The organism is Brevibacillus fluminis (assembly GCF_052072235.1).
Taxonomy (GTDB): Bacteria; Bacillota; Bacilli; order Brevibacillales; family Brevibacillaceae; genus Brevibacillus_D; species Brevibacillus_D fluminis_A.
On record NZ_CM125436.1, the window covers coordinates 501526 to 522242 of the forward strand.

Annotated in this window: 25 protein-coding genes and 1 pseudogene; 21 read left to right on the forward strand and 5 right to left on the reverse strand. The window is 50.5% G+C overall.

Translation table 11 applies throughout. The annotated features are described in order from the left end of the window. Positions 1–23: 23 nt before the first annotated feature. From ACTID9_RS02825 to ACTID9_RS02835, 3 genes are all read left to right on the forward strand, one after another. On the forward strand, positions 24–587 hold the full coding sequence (locus ACTID9_RS02825) for a GerMN domain-containing protein (protein ID WP_441069749.1): 564 nt from the start codon (positions 24–26) through the stop codon (positions 585–587). 146 nt (positions 588–733) lie between these two features. Further along, entirely contained in the window at positions 734–1486 is a 753-nt protein-coding gene (pstB, locus tag ACTID9_RS02830; RefSeq protein ID WP_441069750.1) for a phosphate ABC transporter ATP-binding protein PstB, read from the forward strand. A 148-nt stretch (positions 1487–1634) separates the two neighbouring features. After that, on the forward strand, positions 1635–2930 hold the full coding sequence (locus tag ACTID9_RS02835) for an arsenic transporter (RefSeq protein WP_441072376.1): 1296 nt from the start codon (positions 1635–1637) through the stop codon (positions 2928–2930). A gap of 22 nt (positions 2931–2952) precedes the next feature. Here ACTID9_RS02835 and fosB read toward each other — a convergent pair whose 3' ends face one another. Beyond that, positions 2953–3366 (reverse strand): metallothiol transferase FosB, encoded by a 414-nt coding sequence (fosB, locus tag ACTID9_RS02840; protein ID WP_441069751.1) that lies wholly within the window; start codon positions 3364–3366, stop codon positions 2953–2955. Positions 3367–3477: 111 nt separating this feature from the next. Here fosB and ACTID9_RS02845 point away from each other — a divergent pair, with 111 nt between their 5' ends. The 7 genes from ACTID9_RS02845 to ACTID9_RS02875 all read left to right on the forward strand — a co-directional run bounded on the left by ACTID9_RS02845 (position 3478) and on the right by ACTID9_RS02875 (position 8640). Continuing rightward, complete coding sequence (locus ACTID9_RS02845; protein WP_441069752.1) at positions 3478–3870, forward strand: hypothetical protein; 393 nt, start codon at positions 3478–3480, stop codon at positions 3868–3870. A gap of 4 nt (positions 3871–3874) precedes the next feature. Further along, entirely contained in the window at positions 3875–4474 is a 600-nt protein-coding gene (locus ACTID9_RS02850; protein WP_441069753.1) for a gluconate 2-dehydrogenase subunit 3 family protein, read from the forward strand. Then, positions 4464–6065 carry a GMC family oxidoreductase gene (locus ACTID9_RS02855; RefSeq protein ID WP_441069754.1) on the forward strand — a complete coding sequence of 534 codons (1602 nt, stop codon included), beginning with the start codon at positions 4464–4466 and terminating at the stop codon, positions 6063–6065. The genes ACTID9_RS02850 and ACTID9_RS02855 overlap by 11 nt, the downstream gene beginning before the upstream one ends. A gap of 106 nt (positions 6066–6171) precedes the next feature. After that, entirely contained in the window at positions 6172–6510 is a 339-nt protein-coding gene (locus ACTID9_RS02860; protein WP_441069755.1) for an ArsR/SmtB family transcription factor, read from the forward strand. A 122-nt stretch (positions 6511–6632) separates the two neighbouring features. Next, the gene (locus ACTID9_RS02865) at positions 6633–6899 is read left to right on the forward strand and encodes a gamma-type small acid-soluble spore protein (protein ID WP_441069756.1); all 267 of its coding nucleotides are present in this window, start codon (positions 6633–6635) and stop codon (positions 6897–6899) included. A gap of 94 nt (positions 6900–6993) precedes the next feature. Next, positions 6994–7383, forward strand: coding sequence for a holo-ACP synthase (gene acpS, locus ACTID9_RS02870; RefSeq protein ID WP_441069757.1), 390 nt, complete (start codon positions 6994–6996; stop codon positions 7381–7383). 225 nt (positions 7384–7608) lie between these two features. Then, a complete protein-coding gene (locus ACTID9_RS02875; RefSeq protein WP_441069758.1) occupies positions 7609–8640 on the forward strand; it encodes a DUF4367 domain-containing protein in 1032 nt (343 codons plus the stop codon). Positions 8641–8783: 143 nt separating this feature from the next. Here the strand turns inward: ACTID9_RS02875 and ACTID9_RS02880 are convergent, their stop codons facing one another. Together ACTID9_RS02880 and ACTID9_RS02885 are read right to left on the reverse strand one after the other, a co-directional pair. Continuing rightward, on the reverse strand, positions 8784–9251 hold the full coding sequence (locus tag ACTID9_RS02880) for a hypothetical protein (protein WP_441069759.1): 468 nt from the start codon (positions 9249–9251) through the stop codon (positions 8784–8786). Between the two features lie 101 nt (positions 9252–9352). Then, a complete protein-coding gene (locus tag ACTID9_RS02885; RefSeq protein WP_441069760.1) occupies positions 9353–10102 on the reverse strand; it encodes a hypothetical protein in 750 nt (249 codons plus the stop codon). 276 nt (positions 10103–10378) lie between these two features. On the opposite strand from ACTID9_RS02885, the pseudogene ACTID9_RS02890 reads away from it, so the two are divergent. Continuing rightward, positions 10379–10519, forward strand: a pseudogene (locus ACTID9_RS02890) (transposase); the annotation flags it as partial. 587 nt (positions 10520–11106) lie between these two features. Here the strand turns inward: ACTID9_RS02890 and ACTID9_RS02895 are convergent. Then, positions 11107–12306 (reverse strand): hypothetical protein, encoded by a 1200-nt coding sequence (locus tag ACTID9_RS02895; RefSeq protein ID WP_441069761.1) that lies wholly within the window; start codon positions 12304–12306, stop codon positions 11107–11109. Positions 12307–12517: 211 nt separating this feature from the next. Here ACTID9_RS02895 and ACTID9_RS02900 point away from each other — a divergent pair, with 211 nt between their 5' ends. From ACTID9_RS02900 to ACTID9_RS02945, 10 genes are all read left to right on the forward strand, one after another. Continuing rightward, positions 12518–12958, forward strand: a complete 441-nt coding sequence (locus tag ACTID9_RS02900; protein WP_441069762.1) for a hypothetical protein — start codon at positions 12518–12520, stop codon at positions 12956–12958. Between the two features lie 3 nt (positions 12959–12961). Next, positions 12962–14143: an alanine racemase gene (alr, locus tag ACTID9_RS02905; RefSeq protein ID WP_441069763.1), complete on the forward strand. Its 1182-nt coding sequence runs from the start codon at positions 12962–12964 to the stop codon at positions 14141–14143. Positions 14144–14345: 202 nt separating this feature from the next. Further along, a complete protein-coding gene (locus ACTID9_RS02910; RefSeq protein ID WP_122916923.1) occupies positions 14346–14597 on the forward strand; it encodes a CopG family ribbon-helix-helix protein in 252 nt (83 codons plus the stop codon). 3 nt (positions 14598–14600) lie between these two features. Further along, on the forward strand, positions 14601–14951 hold the full coding sequence (locus ACTID9_RS02915; RefSeq protein WP_122916883.1) for a type II toxin-antitoxin system PemK/MazF family toxin: 351 nt from the start codon (positions 14601–14603) through the stop codon (positions 14949–14951). Between the two features lie 215 nt (positions 14952–15166). Next, positions 15167–15568: an anti-sigma regulatory factor gene (locus ACTID9_RS02920; protein WP_441069764.1), complete on the forward strand. Its 402-nt coding sequence runs from the start codon at positions 15167–15169 to the stop codon at positions 15566–15568. 16 nt (positions 15569–15584) lie between these two features. Continuing rightward, complete coding sequence (locus ACTID9_RS02925; protein WP_441069765.1) at positions 15585–16586, forward strand: PP2C family protein-serine/threonine phosphatase; 1002 nt, start codon at positions 15585–15587, stop codon at positions 16584–16586. A gap of 42 nt (positions 16587–16628) precedes the next feature. Further along, entirely contained in the window at positions 16629–16970 is a 342-nt protein-coding gene (locus ACTID9_RS02930) for an STAS domain-containing protein (RefSeq protein WP_441069766.1), read from the forward strand. After that, positions 16967–17452, forward strand: coding sequence for an anti-sigma B factor RsbW (gene rsbW / locus ACTID9_RS02935; protein WP_441069767.1), 486 nt, complete (start codon positions 16967–16969; stop codon positions 17450–17452). Before ACTID9_RS02930 ends, rsbW begins: the two co-directional genes overlap by 4 nt. Next, positions 17427–18212: an RNA polymerase sigma factor SigB gene (sigB, locus tag ACTID9_RS02940; RefSeq protein ID WP_441072379.1), complete on the forward strand. Its 786-nt coding sequence runs from the start codon at positions 17427–17429 to the stop codon at positions 18210–18212. The genes rsbW and sigB overlap by 26 nt, the downstream gene beginning before the upstream one ends. Positions 18213–18329: 117 nt before the next feature. Next, complete coding sequence (locus ACTID9_RS02945; RefSeq protein ID WP_441069768.1) at positions 18330–20486, forward strand: Tex family protein; 2157 nt, start codon at positions 18330–18332, stop codon at positions 20484–20486. Positions 20487–20534: 48 nt separating this feature from the next. On the opposite strand, the gene cmpA is transcribed toward ACTID9_RS02945, so the two are convergent. Further along, complete coding sequence (cmpA, locus tag ACTID9_RS02950; RefSeq protein ID WP_122916890.1) at positions 20535–20660, reverse strand: cortex morphogenetic protein CmpA; 126 nt, start codon at positions 20658–20660, stop codon at positions 20535–20537. Between the last annotated feature and the right edge of the window lie 57 nt (positions 20661–20717).

The window sequence follows — 20717 nt, forward strand, 5'->3', positions numbered from 1 at the left end:
TATAAGCGCAAGGGGGATTTTGGATGATGAAACGTATGAGAACAGGCCGATTGCTTTTGCCTGTGGTAGCCGCGATGCTGTTTCTGTCAGCATGTGGGACGGGAACGACACCGCAAACGCAACCACAGCAAGGAACTGAAACACCGGCAGGGGAGCAAAACAGCGGAACGGGTCAGACGACGGCTCCAAAACCGGCGGAGCAAAAACAGAAAGTGCTGGTTTACTACTCAGACGATAATTTAACCAAAATGGAAAAGGAAGAGCACGAAATCACCTTTGAAAAAGATGACGAGAAGTACAAAAAGGCGATGGAGCTGTTAGGGAAACCGGCCAACAAAGGGGATCAGCCGCTTTGGGCGAATTTTGCTTTCCACTCCATCACGTTCAATAAAGGCGAGCTGACCATCGATGCTGATGGCAAAAACCAGTACAACATGGGATCGACCGGCGAAATGATGGCGATCGAAGCGTTGCGCATGACCATGTTCCAATTCCCTGAGGTGCAAACCATTCGGATCATTCAGGATGGCAAACCTGTGGAATCGTTGATGGGCCATGTCGATGTGAGCGAGCCAATTACCCGGTAATCGACCGGAAAAAGTCCGAGAATTTCTCGGGCTTTTTCTCTTTTTCCGGGAAAGTTTGCCGCATTTCTTTAAAAAACCTTTACATTCGCACCACAAAACGACAACAATCCGCGTGTATAGTTAGGAAAAAAAGGAGCTGCTCCTCGATGAGTATCATTGACGTACGCGACCTCAATCTCCATTACGGCACGCAACATGCCTTGACCAATATTCAAATCGAAATGCAGGAAAATAGCATTACAGCGTTTATCGGACCATCCGGCTGCGGGAAATCGACCTTTTTGCGGACCTTGAACCGGATGAATGATATGATTCCCGGCGTCACCATTGAAGGGCAGGTGCGCATTGCAGGGGAGGATATTTACCAATCCTCCGTCGATGTAGAAATTTTGCGCAAAAATGTGGGCATGGTGTTTCAGCAGCCCAATCCTTTTCCGAAAAGCATTTATGATAATGTTACGTTCGGCCCCAGGTTGCATGGGGTAACCCAGCGGGGCGTTCTCGACGAGATCGTGGAAAAAAGCCTTCGCGCAGCCGCACTGTGGGACGAGGTGAAGGACAGCTTGAAAAAGCCGGCGCACGGCCTCTCCGGCGGACAGCAGCAGCGCCTTTGCATCGCTCGCGCTTTGGCGGTCAACCCGCAAATCTTGCTGATGGATGAACCGACCTCGGCGCTCGACCCGATCTCGACTGCCAAGATCGAAGATTTGTTAGAAGAGCTGAAAGCGACCTATACCATTGTGATCGTGACACACAACATGCAGCAGGCGGCCCGTATTTCCGACAAAACGGCGTTTTTCCTGCATGGGGAGCTTGTCGAATACGATGTCACCCCAACCATCTTCCAAAATCCGTGCGACAAGCGTACGGAAGACTATATTACCGGACGATTCGGCTAAGACAACAGACGCCTTTAAAACAGGGCGTCTTTTTTGTGAGAACAGCCTGGGGTCCAACCATTTTTTGTCCTTTACAGCGATTCGCCCATCACACATAATGAGTATCTGTTGATAGTGATGCATCTGAGGAGGACCTCATATCGTGGGAATGTCTGTCGTCGCTTTTGTTATTTTTGCCTGTACACTGGCTGCCGTTATTACGAAGCCGCGCAATCTTTCCATTGGATGGTCCGCGATGGGAGGAGCGGTCGTCGCCATTTTGGCCCGCGTCGTTTCTTTTCAGGACGTGTGGGACGTTACCTCGATCGTCTGGAACGCGACGTTTTCGCTGGTGGGGATCATTTTGATTTCACTGCTGCTTGACCAGATTGGTTTTTTTGAATGGGCAGCTTTGCATATGGCGCATATCGCCAAAGGAAACGGCCGTTTGATGTTCGTCTATGTGATTCTGCTCGGGGCTGTGGTGTCCGCCTTTTTTACCAATGATGGCGCCGCCCTCATCCTGACGCCGATCGTACTGGCACAGGTCAGGGCATTGAAGCTCGATGAGCGGATGGTGTTGGCATATGTCATGGCAAGCGGTTTTATTGCGGATACGTCATCGCTGCCATTCATCATCAGCAATTTGGTGAATATTTTGTCTGCCGATTATTTTGACATCGGATTCGCCGAGTATTCGCTGCATATGCTATTGCCCAACCTGTTTTCGATTGCGGCTAGCATTGTCGTGCTGCTGCTCTTTTTCCGCAAGAGCATTCCCGCGAGCTATGACACGAGCCGTCTGGCACAGCCACGGGAAGCGATCAAAGACATGCCCTTGTTTCGTCTGTCCTGGGGTATTCTTGGTGTGTTGCTACTGAGCCTGTTTTGCAGCGGATGGATGCATGTCCCGGTATCTTTGATTATCAACGCGGTGGCGTTGTTTTTCCTGCTCATGGCCCGTCGCTCCAAGTCCGTCCAGACGTGGAGCTTGATTAAGGATGCGCCCTGGGTTGTCATCGTGTTTTCCATCGGGATGTATGTCGTCGTCTGGGGGCTTGGCGGTGTCGGTTTAACCGATCTGCTGGCTCGCTGGATTCGTACGCTGGCTGATCAGGGCGTTGTAGCAGCTGCTTTGGGCATGGGGTTTTTGGCAGCGTTCCTTTCGTCTGTCATGAACAATTTGCCGACGGTCATGTTTGATGCGCTGGCGATAAAAGCCGCGCATACAACCGGAATTGTGCAGGACGCACTGATTTATGCCAATGTAATCGGAAGTGACCTCGGTCCAAAAATAACGCCAATCGGCTCCTTGGCAACATTGCTGTGGCTGCATGTGCTCCAGCGCAAAGGGGTCAAGATCGGCTGGGGAACTTATTTTAAAACGGGAATCGTGCTGACGCTGCCGACTTTACTGTTCACGTTGGCCGGTCTTATCGTGGCACTGTTGATCAAGGGAAGCTGAACGCGATCTCCGTAAACGGACCTCATTCGTAAAACGTCATGTGCGGCATCGATTCTTTGTAATAATTCAGCCTGTCTTCACGCGTGCCGGTATGGAACTCGAACTTGTGTCCGTCCGGATCGGTAAAATAGAGGGAGCGTCGGTCACGCTCATCACGCTTACGGCCTGGGAGGATGGTTACGCCCAGGTCTTTTAGTTTTTGCTCCAACGAATCGAATTCGTCCTCAGTGACCGAAAACGCAATATGGGTGTACGAGTGCCGGATTTCGTTTCGCGGAATCGATTCTTCGACGTTCAGGGCAAGCCAGAGACCATCCAAATCAAAATAAGCCAGCTTGCGCCCTTTTACCAGCAGCTTTGCGCCCAGCGCGTTTTGGTAAAAAGCGATGGACGCTTCCAGATCGGATACGGAAAACAACAGATGGTTGATCTTCATTAGATTGCCTCCACTAGAAATTTCGCATACTCTCTCAGTTTGTGGAAAAAATACGGAGGAAGCAAACGTTTTTTTCCAAATTTGCATCGAACTGAACAGGGGGATCGCGCTATGTGGGAAGGATGGCCGATAGAACGAGTGTTGCTGATTTTTGTCGGACTTGCTTTTGCTCTGATTTTCATCCAAGTTACCATGTTTCACTCGCGCCAAAACTTTCGGCATTGGGCCATGTGGGTGCCGGTCATTGAAACGCCGGTCTTTGCCGTTCTGGCCATCGCATTGGCTTTTACGCAGCCGATGTGGCTTTTGTGGACGTTTACCATCTTGATGTGGGTTGGCGTTGCAGGCGGCTTGTACGGCGCCTCGCTGCATGCCGCAGGGGTGAGGCAGCGCGTCGGGGGATTTTCGCAAAGCCAAAATTTCCTCGTGGGGCCGCCCATCATTTTGCCATTATTGATCAGCGCGATGAGCGGATTAGGTTTGCTCGCGCTTTATTGGGGGTGAGGGGATGACGGAGACGACAAGGTACCCGGCATTTGACGTGTGGGAGCAGCATGCGGAATGGGACGAACATACCCAGCACGTTGTCGGCAAGCGGCGGATGGCCAAGCTGGCAAACCGGTTTTTCACCCATGCGGAAGGGTTGCAGATGCAGACGGTAGCTGCGCTTTTGATCGATGAGAATCGTCAGGAAGTGCTCTCCTTTGTCATGGAGCATCTCGATGAAAAGCTTGTCAGCCCGATCGGCGAATCGCAGCGAAAAGTGGGTATTCCCGTGCGGCCCGAGCTTTATCGGAAAGGGTTGGCGGGAATTGACGAAGCGAGTCATGCCGCTTACCGCGCAAGCTTCCTCGCACTTGACCGGGAGCGCCAGCTGGACATTTTGTCCCATATTGCGGAGGGCAAGGTGGCGCAGACGGCGGCATGGGAGGCATTGCCGCAAAAAGAGTTCTTCAAAACGCTTCTCCATGACGTGGTGAGCGCGTGCTACTCGCATCCGGCGATTTGGTCGGAAATCGGCTACGGCGGTCCGGCTTATCCGCGCGGGTACGTGCGGGTGGAAAAAGGACTGGTTGACCCGTGGGAGGCAAAGCGACATGGCGAATAAAGAGCGACTCGATTTTGCAGCCAAGCGGAAATATGCCGATGGGGCCGATGTCTGCATTGTAGGGGCAGGCGCGGCAGGTGGCGTGCTCGCTTACGAACTCGCGAAGGAAGGGCTAAAGGTCGTTGTCCTGGAGGCCGGGCCATTTTGGGACCCGCAGCACGATTTTGCCAGCGACGAGCTTGCGACCCGGCGGTTGGCTTGGCAGGCAACGCGCCTTGTGGACGGAGCCAATCCGCTCAAGCTTGGACACAACAATTCCGGGCGCGGTGTCGGCGGCGGCACCGTACATTTTACCGGGGTCTTCCTGCGCTTTCACGAAAGCGACTTCATGACAAAAAGCGTGGATGGCGTCGGTGAGGACTGGCCGATCCGCTATCAGGACCTTGCCCCTTATTACGATTACATCGAGCGGGAAATCGCCGTTTCAGGCCCCAAGCATTTTCCCTGGGGTCCTTACAACGGCCCGTATCCTTATCCAGTCCGCGAACCGATCAGCGCCAATGCACAGCTGTTCCGCGAAGCTTGCGAGCAGCGGGGGATCGAGAGCGTTGTCGCTCCGCTGGCGATTTTGTCAGCGCCTTTTGACGGTCGGCCGCCCTGCATCAATCGGGGATTTTGCAATCAGGGGTGCATGCCCAATGCGAAGTATAGCGGGTTGATCCACCACATCCCCAAAGCGATCGATCTGGGAGCGGAAGTGTTGGCGGATTGCATGGTGACACAGGTGCTCACGGATGGGACAAGGGCAACCGGCGTCGTATTTGACCACGATGGGGAGAGTTATGTCCAAAAGGCGCGAGTGGTGATTCTGGCGGGATTTGTGGTCGAGACGCCGCGGCTTTTGCTGCATTCGGCAACGCCGCATTTTCCCGATGGCCTGGCCAATTCCAGCGGATGGGTGGGCAAAGCGATCATGCCGCATTCCAGCCAGGATGTGTACGGCCTGCTTCCAGAGGAAGTGCGCTTGTACAAAGGCACGCCGGTTCTCGCCCTCACCCAGCATTTTTATGAAACCGACCGCGACCGAGGATTCGCGCGCGGCTATACGCTGAGCGCCCATGGCTCCCGGCCGGTGGGAATGGCTTCCGCGATTGCGACCGAACAGCAAAACGGAACCATGCTGTGGGGCCAGAACTTGCGCCGCACCATGCTTGATTACAATTGGTATGCGCGCATTACCTTGGTGGGCGAAGTGCTGCCCAATCCCGATAACAAAGTCTCGTTGGCGAATGAAAAAGATGAATACGGAATGCCGTTGGCGCGGGTGACGTTCAGCTATGGAGAAAATGACAAACGACTGATTTCGCACGCGATTGAGCAGATGAACGAGCTGATTTTGGCGATGGGGGGCAAACCTGCGCATGTTGTCGAGGATACGGCGCATTTGATGGGAGGCTGTCGGATGGGGGATGACCCCGAGACCTCTGTCGTCGATTCATTCGGCCGCTGCCACGACATCCCGAATCTGTATATCGCCGGCGCAAGCACGTTTGTCACATCCAGCGGGGGCAATCCCACCAACACGGTCATGGCGCTGGCAGCCCGCACAGCGGATCATTTGGTCGAGGTGATGCGGGCAGGGGAATTGTAAAAAAAATATTTCGCATGAAAAATTTCGCATAAAAGTTTCGTTCCCTATCCCACTATTCCTATAGTATACTGGTTACATGTAATAAAGGGAAAAGCGGGGGAGAAGAATGGAAGGTTCAGAAATCGTTCAACTAATGTATCTGGCAGACCTGTTTAAGCTGCTTGGTGACAAGACTCGTCTTACGATCATGGCTCTGCTGTACGTTCAATCCCTGTGTGTTCGTGATTTAGTGGAAATATTGCAAGTGTCGCAACCATCGGTATCCCAACATCTAGCCAAACTGCGTATTCAGGGATTAGTGAAAGAAACGCGCCAAGGTGCATGGGTTTTCTACTCGATCAATTCCGAGCATATGCCGATTGTCAAAATGATCTTGGACCAAGTGCCAGATATGCAGCACATGATTAAAACCATGCAAAATGAACAAGTTAAAGCCGCTTATTAAGAAGCTGGCTCATAAAAGAGCGTGAGGCGTAAAGCCTTCCGCTCTTTTTTACTATTTCCTCCATGGATACATCCCGCGTAAGGTGCACACATTATAGTCGTACCGGAGGAGGTGAATCAAACATGGCGAAACGCAATAAAACCGCTGGAATGAACATGAATCAAGCAGCGCAACAACAAGCGCAAAACACAGCGACTGAATTCGCAAGCGAAACAAACGTAGCAGCTGTTCGTAGCCAAAACCAGCAATCTGCTGCTCGCGCTGCGCAACAAGCGCAAACGCAAAACACAGCGACTGAATTTGCGAGCGAAACAAACGTAGCAGAGGTTCGTAAACAAAACCAACAATCTGCTGCCCGTTCTGCTCAGCAAAACAACATCAATCAATAGTCGACTGTAATATCCCTCCACCATTTGTGGAGGGATTTGATTTTTTCGTTGGAACTTGCCACAATGGGAGCGTGATGAAACAGGGAGTGATACGGTGATTATTGGAACAGGCATCGACCTATTGGAAATCGAACGGATCTCACAGATCGACAAGCGGCAGCCAAAGCTTGCGAGCAGGGTGCTGACAGAAAGGGAAATGGCAGCGGTACCTGTAAAGGAACCGCGCAGAACCGAATACATAGCAAGCCGCTACGCCGTTAAGGAGGCAGCCTCCAAAGCGTTTGGGACAGGAATTGGGGCTTCCCTCGGCTTTCATGATATTGAAATTCGCAAGGACCAGCTCGGCAAGCCATGCCTCGATGTGACAAAAGAAGCGGTGGCTCGATGCTTCCCAGCAGAAGATCCGACCCGTTTGCGTTTTCATGTCAGCATTTCCCACAGCAAGCAGTTCGTCGTCGCGCAAGTCATCGTCGAACGAACCTAACTTGTCTGCATACTGGGACGAGAATGGACATAGATATATATCGCATGGAGTAGGAGGGACGACCTGACGGGTTCGGGAACACGTTGTCCGCCAGCCAAACGGGCGATCTATCATGATCTTTTTCGTCAAAAGAGACAAGTCCGGCCAGCTGCAGGCTGCCAAATTTCCTGGGAAATTGACAGGCCTCCCTCCAGTGTCGAAAAAGACTAGGAGGAGTTGAGTTACATGAGACGAAGGGCAATCTGGATCGCGCTATTGTTGATGTTATCTCTTATTTCCACCGGCTGCTTTGGCGCCAAAACGCCGGAGGACGTAGTGGAGGATCTAAGCAGTAACCTCAATAAAATCAATGGCTACAAGTCCAGCGCGGTGCTCACGCTGCAAATGGGATCGACACCACAGGAGTACAATGTGGAAGTATGGTATGCCAAGCCGACAAAGTATCGTGTCGCGCTGACATCCAAGCAGCGCAATATTACCCAGATCATCCTGCGCAACGATGAAGGGGTTTTTGTCCTCACGCCTCACCTGAACAAAAGCTTCCGTTTCCAAAGCGGCTGGCCGGAAAACAACGGGCCTCTCTACTTGTACGAAACGTTGGTGCACAGCATCGTGGAAGACAACGAACGCGTCGTAAATATGGCTGACAAGCAGTATGTCTTCGAGGTGAAAGCCAATTACAGCGGGAATCGTTCGCTGGCGAAACAAAAAATATGGATGACAGAAGATTTCAAACCGACGCAAGCGGAAATTATGGACAACAATATGAACACCTTGGTCAATATCAAATTTAACGAATTCACCTTCAATCCGACTTTTGACAAGGACGCCTTTGACAAAGATCGTAATATGACCAGCGCGATCACAGCCGTTCCGACATTGGCGACAAACGGAACTCCGCTGAAGCAGCCGAACGACCAATTCGGTGTCATCGAGCCAACCTACTTGCCAAAAGGCGTTCAGCAGGTGGACATCGAACCGGTGAAAGTCGATGGACAGCGCGTTGTCGTCTTGAAGTACCAGGGCGCTTACAACTACCTGCTGTCTGAATCCCGCCCTACAGAAGCTTCTGTTTCCTATGAGCAAGGCATGCCGCTTGATCTCGGCTTCACGGTCGGGGTACTGACGCAGATGGGTGAGAACCGCAGGATGCTGACATGGGAGCTGGATGGGGTGGAGTTTCAGCTGAAAGGCGACCTGCCTGAGGAAGAGATGGTCAAAATCGCTGACTCGATGTACGGGTTAGGCGGGAAATAACCAAAACCGCTAGCAGCATAAGATGTTGCGGACGATCTGCGAGCGAAAATACGCAAAGAATACAAAATGGGTTAGGGACAAAAATCCCTAACCCATTTTGTCAACAGCCCCTCTTGATGGTGGGCTTCTTTATTCATCCTTTCTTATTTATTCTTTTTTATTGTTAGTTCCAAGTTTTCCTTTACCCCATCTACGATGACAGTAGCCTTAACCACTTGATTCTCGCCTATAATGGCTCCTCCTTTATCAGAGGATTCAAAGGTAAAAACCTTTTGAGTAGGGGGCGAAGCAAAATCATCTTGATAGGCCCCCCCTCCGACTCCTTCAACTTGATATGAATACTCGATTTTTTTAATGTTTGATAACTCTGACAAATCCCCCTTATATGTTACTGTGAATTTTCGCGTTTGTTCTGAATTATAATTAGTGCCTACATCCCCTTTACTAAATTCCTCGATAGCATCAACGCTTAATTCTGCGCTCCAATGTTGACTTTCTCCATAAAACGAATAAACATGTTTTTGGGTTTCTTTGCTACTGCAATTGGTTAAAATCAGTAACATAATGAGGTACATTATTAGTCTCATCAGATTATTAGCATGTTTAGTCATAAATTCTCCCTCTTTCCTAACTTTTGAAAAGACAAAGATTGAAACTAATACAAAATGTCGATAACTATTAAACTTGTTATCGACATTTTGTTTCTAACTTCTCAATTTTGATTATCTAACTGAAGAGTATAAGTTTTTGTTCCTCTCTTATAGTCTATGTACGTGATAACACCATAAGATGCGTTGGTCTTTTGAAAAGCAGGCCAGTTGCTATCTGCACTCATACTAAAAGTATTGGATGTAAGTGTATCGTTTACCTTCTTTTTAGCTGGCGATACCATCGGAATCCCATTGCTATCCATGGCGCCACCAGAACCACCAAATATAACCTTTCGGTTGGAAAGAGTGTATGAACTATCCGCAAGTTCCCATCCACCCGAACAACTAGTTAGTTTTACATATGGTAACCCATTTATATCTTGTGTACTTGTCCAACTATACTTTGAATATGCGTGCAATCCGTATGCGCTATCCCAAATATCATCGTCTTTTGAACCATATGGTGTAATTTGATTTGTCGTCATTTCCAGTTCTTCTTTAGGAATTATGACAAAAGAATAGGTAGTATATTCTTCTGACGGTAGACTGTCGTTAAAAGCTTTTAAAGTTTTTTCATTACGTACAGTGGTTGTATAAACTCGAATGTTTTTAGAACTACCGTTACCATTGAGCTTAGCCTTGGGTGCATTCTCCAGTTGAACATCTGTTACATTATTTTTGGCTCTTTGAAAAAGGGCATTTAAATCTGCTGAATCCTCCGCTTTGATTGATTTCTTCCCTTCTGCTGATACGCTACCCAAGGCAGCTAAGCACAACGATAGGCTCAAAACAATAGACGTGATCTTTTTCAAGGCTAAGCATCTCCCTTAATATAATTTTATACAACTTTTACCATTATGCATAAATTTGGTGTGAATTTCAATGATTTTATATAATTGTATTTATTTGCCTTATATACTTAATGGACTTTGGTTTCGTCCAGAAACGTCCGTGTGGCTAAAATACTGGGAACCCAGAATCGCACGGACATGTTTGTGCACGTCATCTTGCAGCGTTTTTTCGTGGTTGCATCCATGTGATTCCGTAAAAAATAAGTTTGGCAACGGTGCCAGATACACTTCTGAAAACGACTGCGTACAACGAACTCGATTGAAAGGCTGGACGAAGGAATTCACCGGCGGGAAAGAGTCATTCGCATTTTCCCGAACCGTGAGTCTGCGATTCGACCGATTGGTGCCATGCTTCTCAGCAGGGGGCTTTTTGTATGAGTACAAGCCGCGTTTTCTAAGCGGAACACGAGAATCCAAGCTGTCCAATTTGCAAATGCACGCGCGATTGAGCCAAATCGTGAGGATTCCAACGAATCAATGAGCTCATTAGCATTGGTTAATATTGTCACCGCTTTCATGCGAGATAGCGCCATTTTTTGCGGGGGTTGCCGATTTGCATGGGAAAATACGGATGATTACAATAGAAGCAAGTGGATGCGTAAAGACAAAAAATCCGTTTTTTGATCCAAAGCTCTCATCAACGCAACGAAGCGATGTACCACGATTGCAAGCTGTCATTGCGAAAAAATCGAACTTTTACCTGTTACATCAGGCAATATGGTTAGGACTGTACCGATTGTAACGGCTTTGATAGGGAGCGTCTCAAGGGAGGCGTATTAATATGGCGACGATTGTCGAGATGATCGCAATCTTGTTCCGCTGGAATAACCGTCAGTAACCTGTGTGAAAGCCGTATCCACTGCAACACCAATGAAAGAAACTGCAAGAAATAAAACCAGAGTCGAGTTGGACTCTGGTTCTTTTCTTTTCACCATCGGCAAACAGATCAGTGAGTTCCGCTAGGCTTATTCCGCAAGGGGCTCTTCTTCAGGTTCATCGCTGGCGTCCATATGATGATGCCCGCCATCCCCGGTGCCGCCATTTGCTGACCCATCGCTCGGATTCATTGTGACAGATTCGATGCCGCCTTCAACGCCGGCAGCGGTCCGGCCGTAGAAGCCGTTTTCCTTCGGCTTGTTCTTTTTGATCTGCGCAACCGCACCTTTGATCGTAGCGACAGCCCAGTCCGTTAAAAGTTCCTTGTTCTTTTCAACCTCGAGCATGGCCGGCGCATATTTCCATTTTGCTTTCTCGAATTCAGCCAAAATTTGCGGGGTGGAAGAACCCCCTACGCGGCCCATCTCTCTTACAGGCACATGGATGACGGTGCTGTCTTTTGCCCACGTGTTTGCGGTATCGACGATGGCGGCAACGGATTCGGGCCACAGATTCGGCCAGTCTTCGCGGATGTTAAAAGCGCCGGCACGCTTCAGTCCGAGGCGTTCCTTCAGCGCATCTGCCTGTGTTTGGCGGTAGTCGACCCAGCGCTGGTTGACTTCATCGACGCTTGCGCCGTGGTCAACCAGCATGATCGAGACTTTTGCCGGATTTTTGATCTTGTTTGCTTTCAGCGCTTCGCGGACCTGATTTTCGAGGGAGTCCAACGCGGTATCGCCCGGATCGCCCGGCGTGGTCGTAAAGGTGAAGACGCTGTTGGAGAACGTCTTGAATTTGTAGTGGGTTTCGCCCATATAGGAGACGACGTCGCCATACTTCTCCGGATCAATGGAAGAAGGCATCACCGTCCCCCAGCCGTTCGGGACATCTTTGCCCGGAGCCCGTCCGCCAGGCAGATCCAGCATCCATTGCACGACATCGGTCAGCGTAGAGCCGTAGGTTGGCTGGTTGTCCATATAAATGACGATAAACTGGTTAACCCCTTTGGCTTCGAGGTAACTGATCCCGTCCCACCAGGTCGCGAGCGGCATGTGGCTGACGAAATAACCGGGAATTCCCGTTTTCTTTTCCAGTTCGGCGACCATGCGTGCGCTCTCTGTGCGTTCGCCCGGATCGTTCGGCATGCTGTGCCAGTAAGCCAAAAAACCGATCTTTGATTTCGCTGCCGCACTGGCGCGATTCGCAGAGCCGCTTGCCGATACAACAGAGGTAGCGAGTAACGCGAAAACGAGAATAAGTGCTGCCCAAGATAAATAGTGCCTGTTCAAAAGTTTCTCCTCCTTGTCATTTGTTGAGTTTGATAATCATTATCAATGTAAAATCAAATGATAATCATTGTCAATTAATTTTTTCCAAGGTTGCCCAATCATTTTCGAATCCTTGATTTTACCGGGGGAGTGACAGTCTTTGTTCATTGACACGCCGTGGCAAAAAAGGATAAGATACGCATAGCAAATGATGAGGTGAGAGAAAGAATCTATGAAAAAAGGAACGGACGAAATTCTGTATCAAGCGGAAGCTCAGTATAAGGATTTGTTATTGCGCAAATCGTTCGGGTTGCGCATCTTAGAGACCGTTGTTTTCATAGTGGGGATGCTTTTGGCTTCTGCGGTGTTTAATTCGCAAACGCTTGTTTTCAAAATAAGCGCTTTTGTTATCGCATTTGCCGTCGTCGGTTTGGCGCCGTTTGTTTACAAAGTTGTGCTGCGGCCGCGCTATACGCTGACGAAATCTCACTTGGTCATCTCCATTTCCGGCAAGGAACGCTCCTTTCCGCTCAATGAAGTGGAAGCAATCATCGAAGGGCGTCATATGTATCGATTATCGGGTAAACGCGAGGCCCTCATGGTGTCGCGCGATTTTCTTGCTCATTTGAATGAGCGCATTTTCCTATTCCAGCGAAAAAATAAGAGGCGATAAACGATGAAGCCATATTGCAGGGATACATGGGTTGAAGTGAATCTTGATGCGATCAGGGCCAATGTCCGTACGTTTCGCGCGCATATCCCGAAACAGACGGGCATTATGGCAGTGGTAAAGGCGGATGGGTATGGTCATGGCTCTGTACAGGTGGCCCGGGAGGCGATTGCGGCCGGGGCGAACACACTGGGCGTGGCCATGCTGGATGAAGCGATTGTCTTGCGGAAGGCTGGCATCACGGAACCGGTGCTGGTGCTCGGATACACGCCGCTTGACAGTGTGGAGAAGGCGCACCGATGGGACGTAGAGTTGACCGCGTACCAGGCAGACTGGATTCGCGAAGCGGATCGGCTGCTCTTGCAAAGCGAAAATCCGGCTAAGCCGCTCGGCATTCATTTGAAAGCCGATACAGGCATGGGACGCATCGGTGTAAGGGAGATTCCGGAATTGCTCGAGGTGACGGAAGCGCTGGCAGCTGCCAAGCGACTCGCCTGGACCGGGATCTTCACCCATTTCGCCTGTGCGGACGAACCGGATACTAGCCATGTCAATGCGCAGCATGAACGCTTTCAAGAGATGCTGGCGGCGCTGCGCGAAATTGGCTATCAGTTGCCATTGGTGCACTGCTGCAATTCAGCGGCTGCGATCGTTTTTCCGGAATGGGGTTATGATACAATCCGTCTGGGCATAAGCTTATACGGATTATACCCGTCGCCATACCTGAAAGAGCGTCAAGATATTCAACTTGTCCCTGCGCTCAGTTTGAAAACGCGCATCGCGCATGTGAAAACGGCGGAGGAGCCGTTTACGGTGAGCTACGGCGCGACATATACGGCGCAGCCAGGGGAGCAGGTCGCGACATTGCCGATTGGATACGCGGACGGATTTTCCCGCGCATTTTCCAACCGCGGCATCGTGCTGCACAACGGAATGCGCGCGCCTGTCGTCGGCAGGGTTTGCATGGACCAGACGATGGTTCGGATTGATCAAGGCAACGCCCGTGTCGGTGATGAGGTCGTCCTGTATGGGAAGCAAGGGGCCGAGGAGATTTCGCTTGATGAGGCTGCTGCGATCCTCGGTACCATCAATTATGAAGTTCCGTGTATGCTGAATGCGCGCGTGCCTAGAATCTATTTGCGAAACTACGAGTGTGTCGAAATATGCCAAGGGATCGTGAAGGGATAAGATGCATGTAATTTTCTAACCGATCCGCTTGCATGATTCAGCAGGAATTAAGGTAAAAAAGTCGAATAGGTATGAGGTATATTTTTGCATCTTGTTCGACATAATGGTATTGTCGCGAATGGAAGTCCGGTATAATCTTTTATTTCCGTGGGTATTGGTTGGAGGTGGATTTGTCTTGTCTAAGCCAAATACAAAACGCATCATGATCAGCTTGCCGCAAAATTTACTACAGGAAGTAGACGGGGTTATAGAAAAAGAGAAGTCCAATCGGAGTGAATTTGTACGCCAAGCGATGAGTTTATATTTAAAAGAGCGTAAGAAACGTTTCATTCGTGAGACGATGCAAAAAGGATATATGGAAATGGCAAAAATCAATTTGAGAATGGCGTCGGAAGCATTCGGAGCTGAAGAAGAAGCTGATCTCACCTTGGACCGCTTAGTAAGCGGGGTGTAACGTGTGATTGTAAAACGTGGCGATGTTTTTTTCGCGGATCTTTCCCCTGTGGTAGGCTCCGAACAAGGGGGCGTCCGACCAGTATTAGTGATTCAAAACGATATTGGCAATCGGTTCAGTCCTACGGTTATCGTAGCAGCGATAACGGCCCAGATTCAGAAGGCAAAGTTGCCGACGCATGTGGAAATTGATGCGAAAACCTATGGTTTTGACCGCGATTCTGTTATTTTGCTTGAACAGATTCGGACCATAGACAAACAGCGTCTCACTGATAAGATTACACATTTGGACGAAGAAATGATGGAACGTGTGAATGAATCCCTGCAAATCAGTTTGGGATTAATCGATTTTTAACGGAGAGCCGGAAGTGGCTCTTTTTCTTTTGTTTAAAAATTTTTTTGTCGATCTGCATATTTATGTGGAAAGTATTTCCGTGATTTACGGAAACGAAAATCGAAACGAATCCTATTCTTTTTAAGAGAATACGTTGTATACTTAATGTACTAGTTGGGTGACAAAAAGTGACAACATTTTACGCCACAGGAGACGGGAAGGAGCGCCTTACGAATATGGAGATGCCATACTGTATCCCAATTCTTACCGAGCAGGATATTGTAACAGCCAGGCAAATGGGGCGAAAACTGGCGAAGGATTTGGGATATGGCATGATTTTTCAGTCCCGTATTGCAACTGCGATTTCAGAGCTGGCCCGTAACATCTACCTGTACGCTGATAGTGGAAGCGTAAAAATTAATATCATTGAAAAAGAAGGAAAAGTAGGATTGGCGATCGTTGCCGAGGATCAGGGGCAAGGCATTCGAGATATAAAAAAGGCGATGGAAGACGGATACAGCACCTCGGGTGGGCTTGGCGCCGGACTGCCGGGAGTCAAGCGTTTGATGGATCAGTTTTCGATTGAAAGTCAGGCAGGCAAAGGAACACGGGTTGAAATCGTGAAGTGGCGCGATTAGGACAGGAGGAGCAGCAATGCAGAAAGAAAACCTGCTGACTCAGTATCAGGAGATCTTGCAGGCGTACCTCCAGGGGGGCGGAGAAAACCAGCTTTATCTCGGGCAGCAGCTGAGCAAATGGCTGCTCGCGGAAAATGTGACGCCGGAAGAGGTTATTGAGCTTCATTTGGGGGCATTGTCAAAAAAGACGGAGGTTTCTGAGGAGATTCGCGCGTCTTTTGAAATGCTGACGGAAATCATGATTGAGTACGGAAATGCGATACGGGAAAATCGAAGCTTGCGCTCGCGGCAAAAGCAGATGGAAGCGGAATTCGAAATCGCCGTCGCGATGCAGCAAACGATGCTTCCTGATGAAGTGCCGGCTTTCCCTGGTCTCGACATCGGGGTCGTGCATGTTCCGGCGAATCAGGTGAGCGGGGATTATTATAATTTTGTGCAGCGCGAGGATCATGCGTTCAGCGTTGCGATTGCCGACATCGTTGGAAAAGGGATGCCAGCCGCCCTCTGTATGTCGATGATCAAATTTGCGATGGATTCGTTTTATGAATCCAGTGTCAAGCCAGGACGGATGCTCCACCATTTGAATCGGGTTGTCGAACGGAACATCGATCCCAGCATGTTTGTCACCATGTTGTTCGGCCGATACGATACAATGCGCCACCGTTTTCGTTATGCGGTAGCGGGACATGAGCCAGGTTTTTTGTTTTGCGCGCGTGAAGAGAAGTTTACCGATCTGGAAGGCAAAGGGTTGGTCCTGGGCATGCTGCCGGAAACGGGCTTCAGCGAAAAGGAAGTGGCACTGGAAAGCGGGGACATGCTTATCTTGATGACAGACGGGGTCATCGAGCGGAAGATCGGGACACGCTATTTCCAGCGCGAGGATCTGCTCCCTTACCTGCATGCTGAAATCGGTCTCTCGGCGCAGGAGATGGCTGACCGGATTTACCGGCGCTTGCTGCTCCTGTCCAATTTCGAATTGCAGGATGACTATACGATGATCATCATTCATCGGCTTTAAAGCCGCATGGTGATAATACGCTCGCTAAGAGGGGGGATAGATATGAATTTGACGATGCGGGAGCAGGAAAATGAGCAAGGCGAAGTAATCTTGTTTTTGCAAGGAGAAGTGGATGCGTATACAGCACCGATGGTGAGCGAGCGTTTGACGCCGATTATCCTGAGCAATCGCTTTGCATCTGTAACGATTGATCTGGCTGAGGTCACGTACATGGACAGCACCGGAATCGGCGTTTTGATCGGAGCGTTGAAGGCATCCAAACAAAGCGGCTGCAGCATGCTGGTGCGCCGGATTCCGTCGCGGATCGATCGGTTGTTTCAGATTACCGGCTTGAAGGATATTCTTACCATTGTGTCGTCTGAAGGAGGAAAGGAAACGAAATGAACATAAACGGTTCTGCCGATGTGATCGATTTAACGATCCCTGCCAGATTGGAGTACATAGGGGTCGCTCGTTTGCTTGTATCAGGTGTTGCCAATCGCGCTGGCCTCACCTATGACGACATTGAGGATGTCAAGCTGGCAGTAGCAGAGGCGTGCACGAATGCCGTCCAGCATGCCTATCTGGAGCAGGAAGGCAGCATCCGCATCCAATGCCAGCTGTTTTGTGACCGTTTGCTGATCCAGGTCGCGGATGATGGGGTCAGTTTTGATGCGGAGCGGGAAAAAATGAAAATGGGGCCGATCGATCGGGAGGCGAGCATTGAAACGCTGACGGAAGGGGGGCTTGGGCTCTTTCTCATTCATTCTTTGATGGATGAAGTTGACGTGCGGAATGATCAAGGAATTGTGGTATCGATGGTGAAGTATGTGCAGCGAGACGGGGTGGCAGAAGATGTCGATGCATACACAAGGACAGAGATTTAGCCGCGACGAAATATACCGATTGATCAAGAAATTCCAATGCGAGCCCACTGAAGATATTCAGAATTGCCTAATAACTCAATTTGGCGATATGGTTCTGTCGCTTGCGAGCCGTTTTGCCAAAGGGAGAGAATCGGTGGAAGACCTCAGCCAGGTAGGGATGATCGGGCTGTTGGCAGCGCTAAGGCGATACGATGAATCGTACGGCCGTAATTTTGAAAGCTTTGCCGTGCCGACGATTGTCGGAGAAATCAAGCGATACATACGTGACAAGACATGGAGTGTTCATGTTCCGCGCCGAATCAAGGAGCTGAGCCCCCGCATCAAAAAAGCGGTGGATGCCCTGACGATCGAGCTGCAGCGATCTCCGCAAATCAGCGACATCGCCAACTATTTGCAAGTGAGCGAGGAAGATGTGCTGGAAGCGATGGAGATGGGCCGAAGCTATCAGGCGCTTTCCATGGATAATGAAATTGATGCGGACCAGGAAGGCGGCTCGATGACGCTGCTCGATTTGGTGGGCAAGCCGGACGAAGGCTATCAGCGCGTGGAACGGGAGCTTATGCTGACAAAAGTGCTGCATGTGCTCAATGAAAGAGAAAAGGAAATCATTCAGCTCACCTTCTATCAAAACCTGAGCCAAAAGCAGGCGGGTGATCTGCTCGGCATTTCGCAAATGCATGTGTCGCGCTTGCAACGGCGCGCTTTGATGAAGCTGCGGGAAGCGATGCGAATCGATAGCGGTGATCTCGTGGAACGATAAGGAAAAGTCAACTCGAATGAGAGAAGCTCATGTCGAGTTTTTTGTTTTACCGACGCGGCGAAATGCGTTTGTGGTACAATATTACAGCTAATAAACTTACGGGAGGCAATGTGGCTGATGGAAATGAGCTTGATGATACATACGATTGCAAACGAGCTGCAAATCAAGCAAGGCCAAGTGGAGCAGACGATCGGGTTGCTGGATGAGGGCAACACCGTTCCTTTCATCGCACGCTACCGCAAGGAAATGACCGGACAGCTGGATGAGACGCAAATTCGCGACATCGAAGAGCGCCTGCGCTACTTGCGCAACCTCAGCGTGCGCAAGGAAGAGGTGCTGCGCCTGATCGAGGAGCAAGGCAAGCTGACGGACGAGCTGCGCGCCGCGATCAACCAATCGGCGAAACTGCAGGAGGTGGAGGATCTGTATCGCCCCTACCGGCAAAAACGCCGCACGCGTGCGACTGTCGCCAAGGAAAAAGGGCTGGAGCCACTGGCCAACTATTTGATGAGCCTGCCGCGGGACGGTGATCCGTTGGCTGAAGCGGCGCGTTACATCAATCCGGAAAAAGAAGTGGAAACGGCCGAGCAAGCCATCAGCGGAGCCTGTGACATCATTGCCGAGCAAATTTCCGACGATGCCGACATCCGCAAATGGATTCGGGAAACAACCTATCAAAAAGGCGTCCTCACCACCGAGCAAAAGGAAGCGGAGGAGGACGGCAAAAACGTTTATCAAATGTATTACGCTTATACCGAGCCGGTGAAAAAAGTTGTGCCGCACCGCGTTCTGGCGATCAATCGGGGCGAAAATGAAGGGATTCTCAAAGTGACCATCGAGGCTCCTGTAGAAGAGATCCGCAGCTTCATCCAGCGCAGGCTGATCAAAAAGCCGACCGTAGCCAAAGAGCTGCTGGAGGCTACGATCGATGATGCGTACAAGCGCCTGATCGCCCCTTCCATCGAAAGGGAAGTGCGCGCCCAGCTTTCGGAAGCGGCTGAGGAGAGGGCCATTCATATTTTTGCGGAAAATCTGCGCAACTTGCTGCTGCAGCCGCCTGTGAAAGGAAAGGTCGTGCTCGGCGTCGACCCTGCGTACCGGACAGGCTGCAAGCTCGCGGTCGTGGATGACACGGGGAAATTGCTTGAGGTTGCTGTCGTCTATCCGACTCCTCCAAATAACAAAGTGGAAGAAGCGCGGAAGAAAGTAAAGGCGCTGATCGACAAGTATAACGTCGAGCTGGTCACGATCGGAAACGGCACGGCGTCCCGGGAAACCGAGCAGTTCATCGCCGATACGCTGAAGGAAATCGACCGCAAGATTTTTTATATCATCGTCAACGAGGCCGGCGCATCGGTGTACTCCGCCTCGCCGCTGGCAAAGGAAGAGTTTCCGGAGCTGGACGTAGCGGAGCGGAGCGCCGTCTCGATTGCCCGCCGCATTCAAGACCCTCTCGCGGAGCTGGTGAAGATCGATCCGAAATCGGTCGGGGTGGGGCAATACCAGCATGACGTCTCGCAATCCCGCTTGGCCGAGAGCCTGCAATTTGTCGTGGAATCGGCGGTAAACCATGTTGGCGTCGATGTGAACACCGCTTCTCCCTCTCTCTTGCAGTACGTGTCAGGCGTCAGCAAACAGGTGGCTAGCAATATCGTGAAGTTTCGTGAAGAAAATGGACGGATCACTCAGCGCGCCCAGCTGAAAAAAGTGCCGCGGCTCGGAGCCAAAACGTTCGAGCAGTGCATCGGCTTTCTGCGCGTGATGGATGGCACGAATCCGCTGGACAAAACGCCGATCCACCCGGAATCGTATGACGCGACGTATCAGCTGCTGAAGGCGACAGGCATCGAACCGGATCAGCTGGGCAGCGACGAATGCCGCGATCGCTTGCTTGGCGTCGATCTCAAACGCATGGCCGAGCAGCTGGCTATCGGCGAGCCGACACTGAAAGATATCGTGGACAGCCTGCTTCGCCCAGGCCGCGACCCGCGCGATGAGCTGCCTAAACCTCTTTTGCACCAGGATGTTTTGAAGCTGACCGATTTGGTCAAAGGCATGAAGCTGCAGGGCACCGTGCGCAATGTGGTCGATTTTGGCGCATTTATCGACATCGGTCTAAAAAACGACGGGCTTGCCCATATTTCGCAGCTGAAAAAAGGATTTGTCAAACATCCGCTGGATGTGGTGGCGGTTGGGGATATTGTCGATGTGTGGGTGTTGGACATTGACGAAAAACGACAGCGTGTCGGATTGACGTTGGTCGGCCCGGCGTAGGCTGCAAGCGCGGCTTTTCCATGCAAGGAAAATGAAAAAGCGACCGTCCTATTGCTGAGAACGGTCGCCGTGTTTTTCAAGATACAGGAACCAACAACTGTTTAATAAACGGATTTGCCTCACGTCTTTCCCGAAAAAGGCCCGTTGCAGTTGCCTACGCATCCATTGTGGCATGAAGGCACCTCCTGCTGTATCGTAAGCTACCAGCAGTGTATGCGAATGCCGCAATGG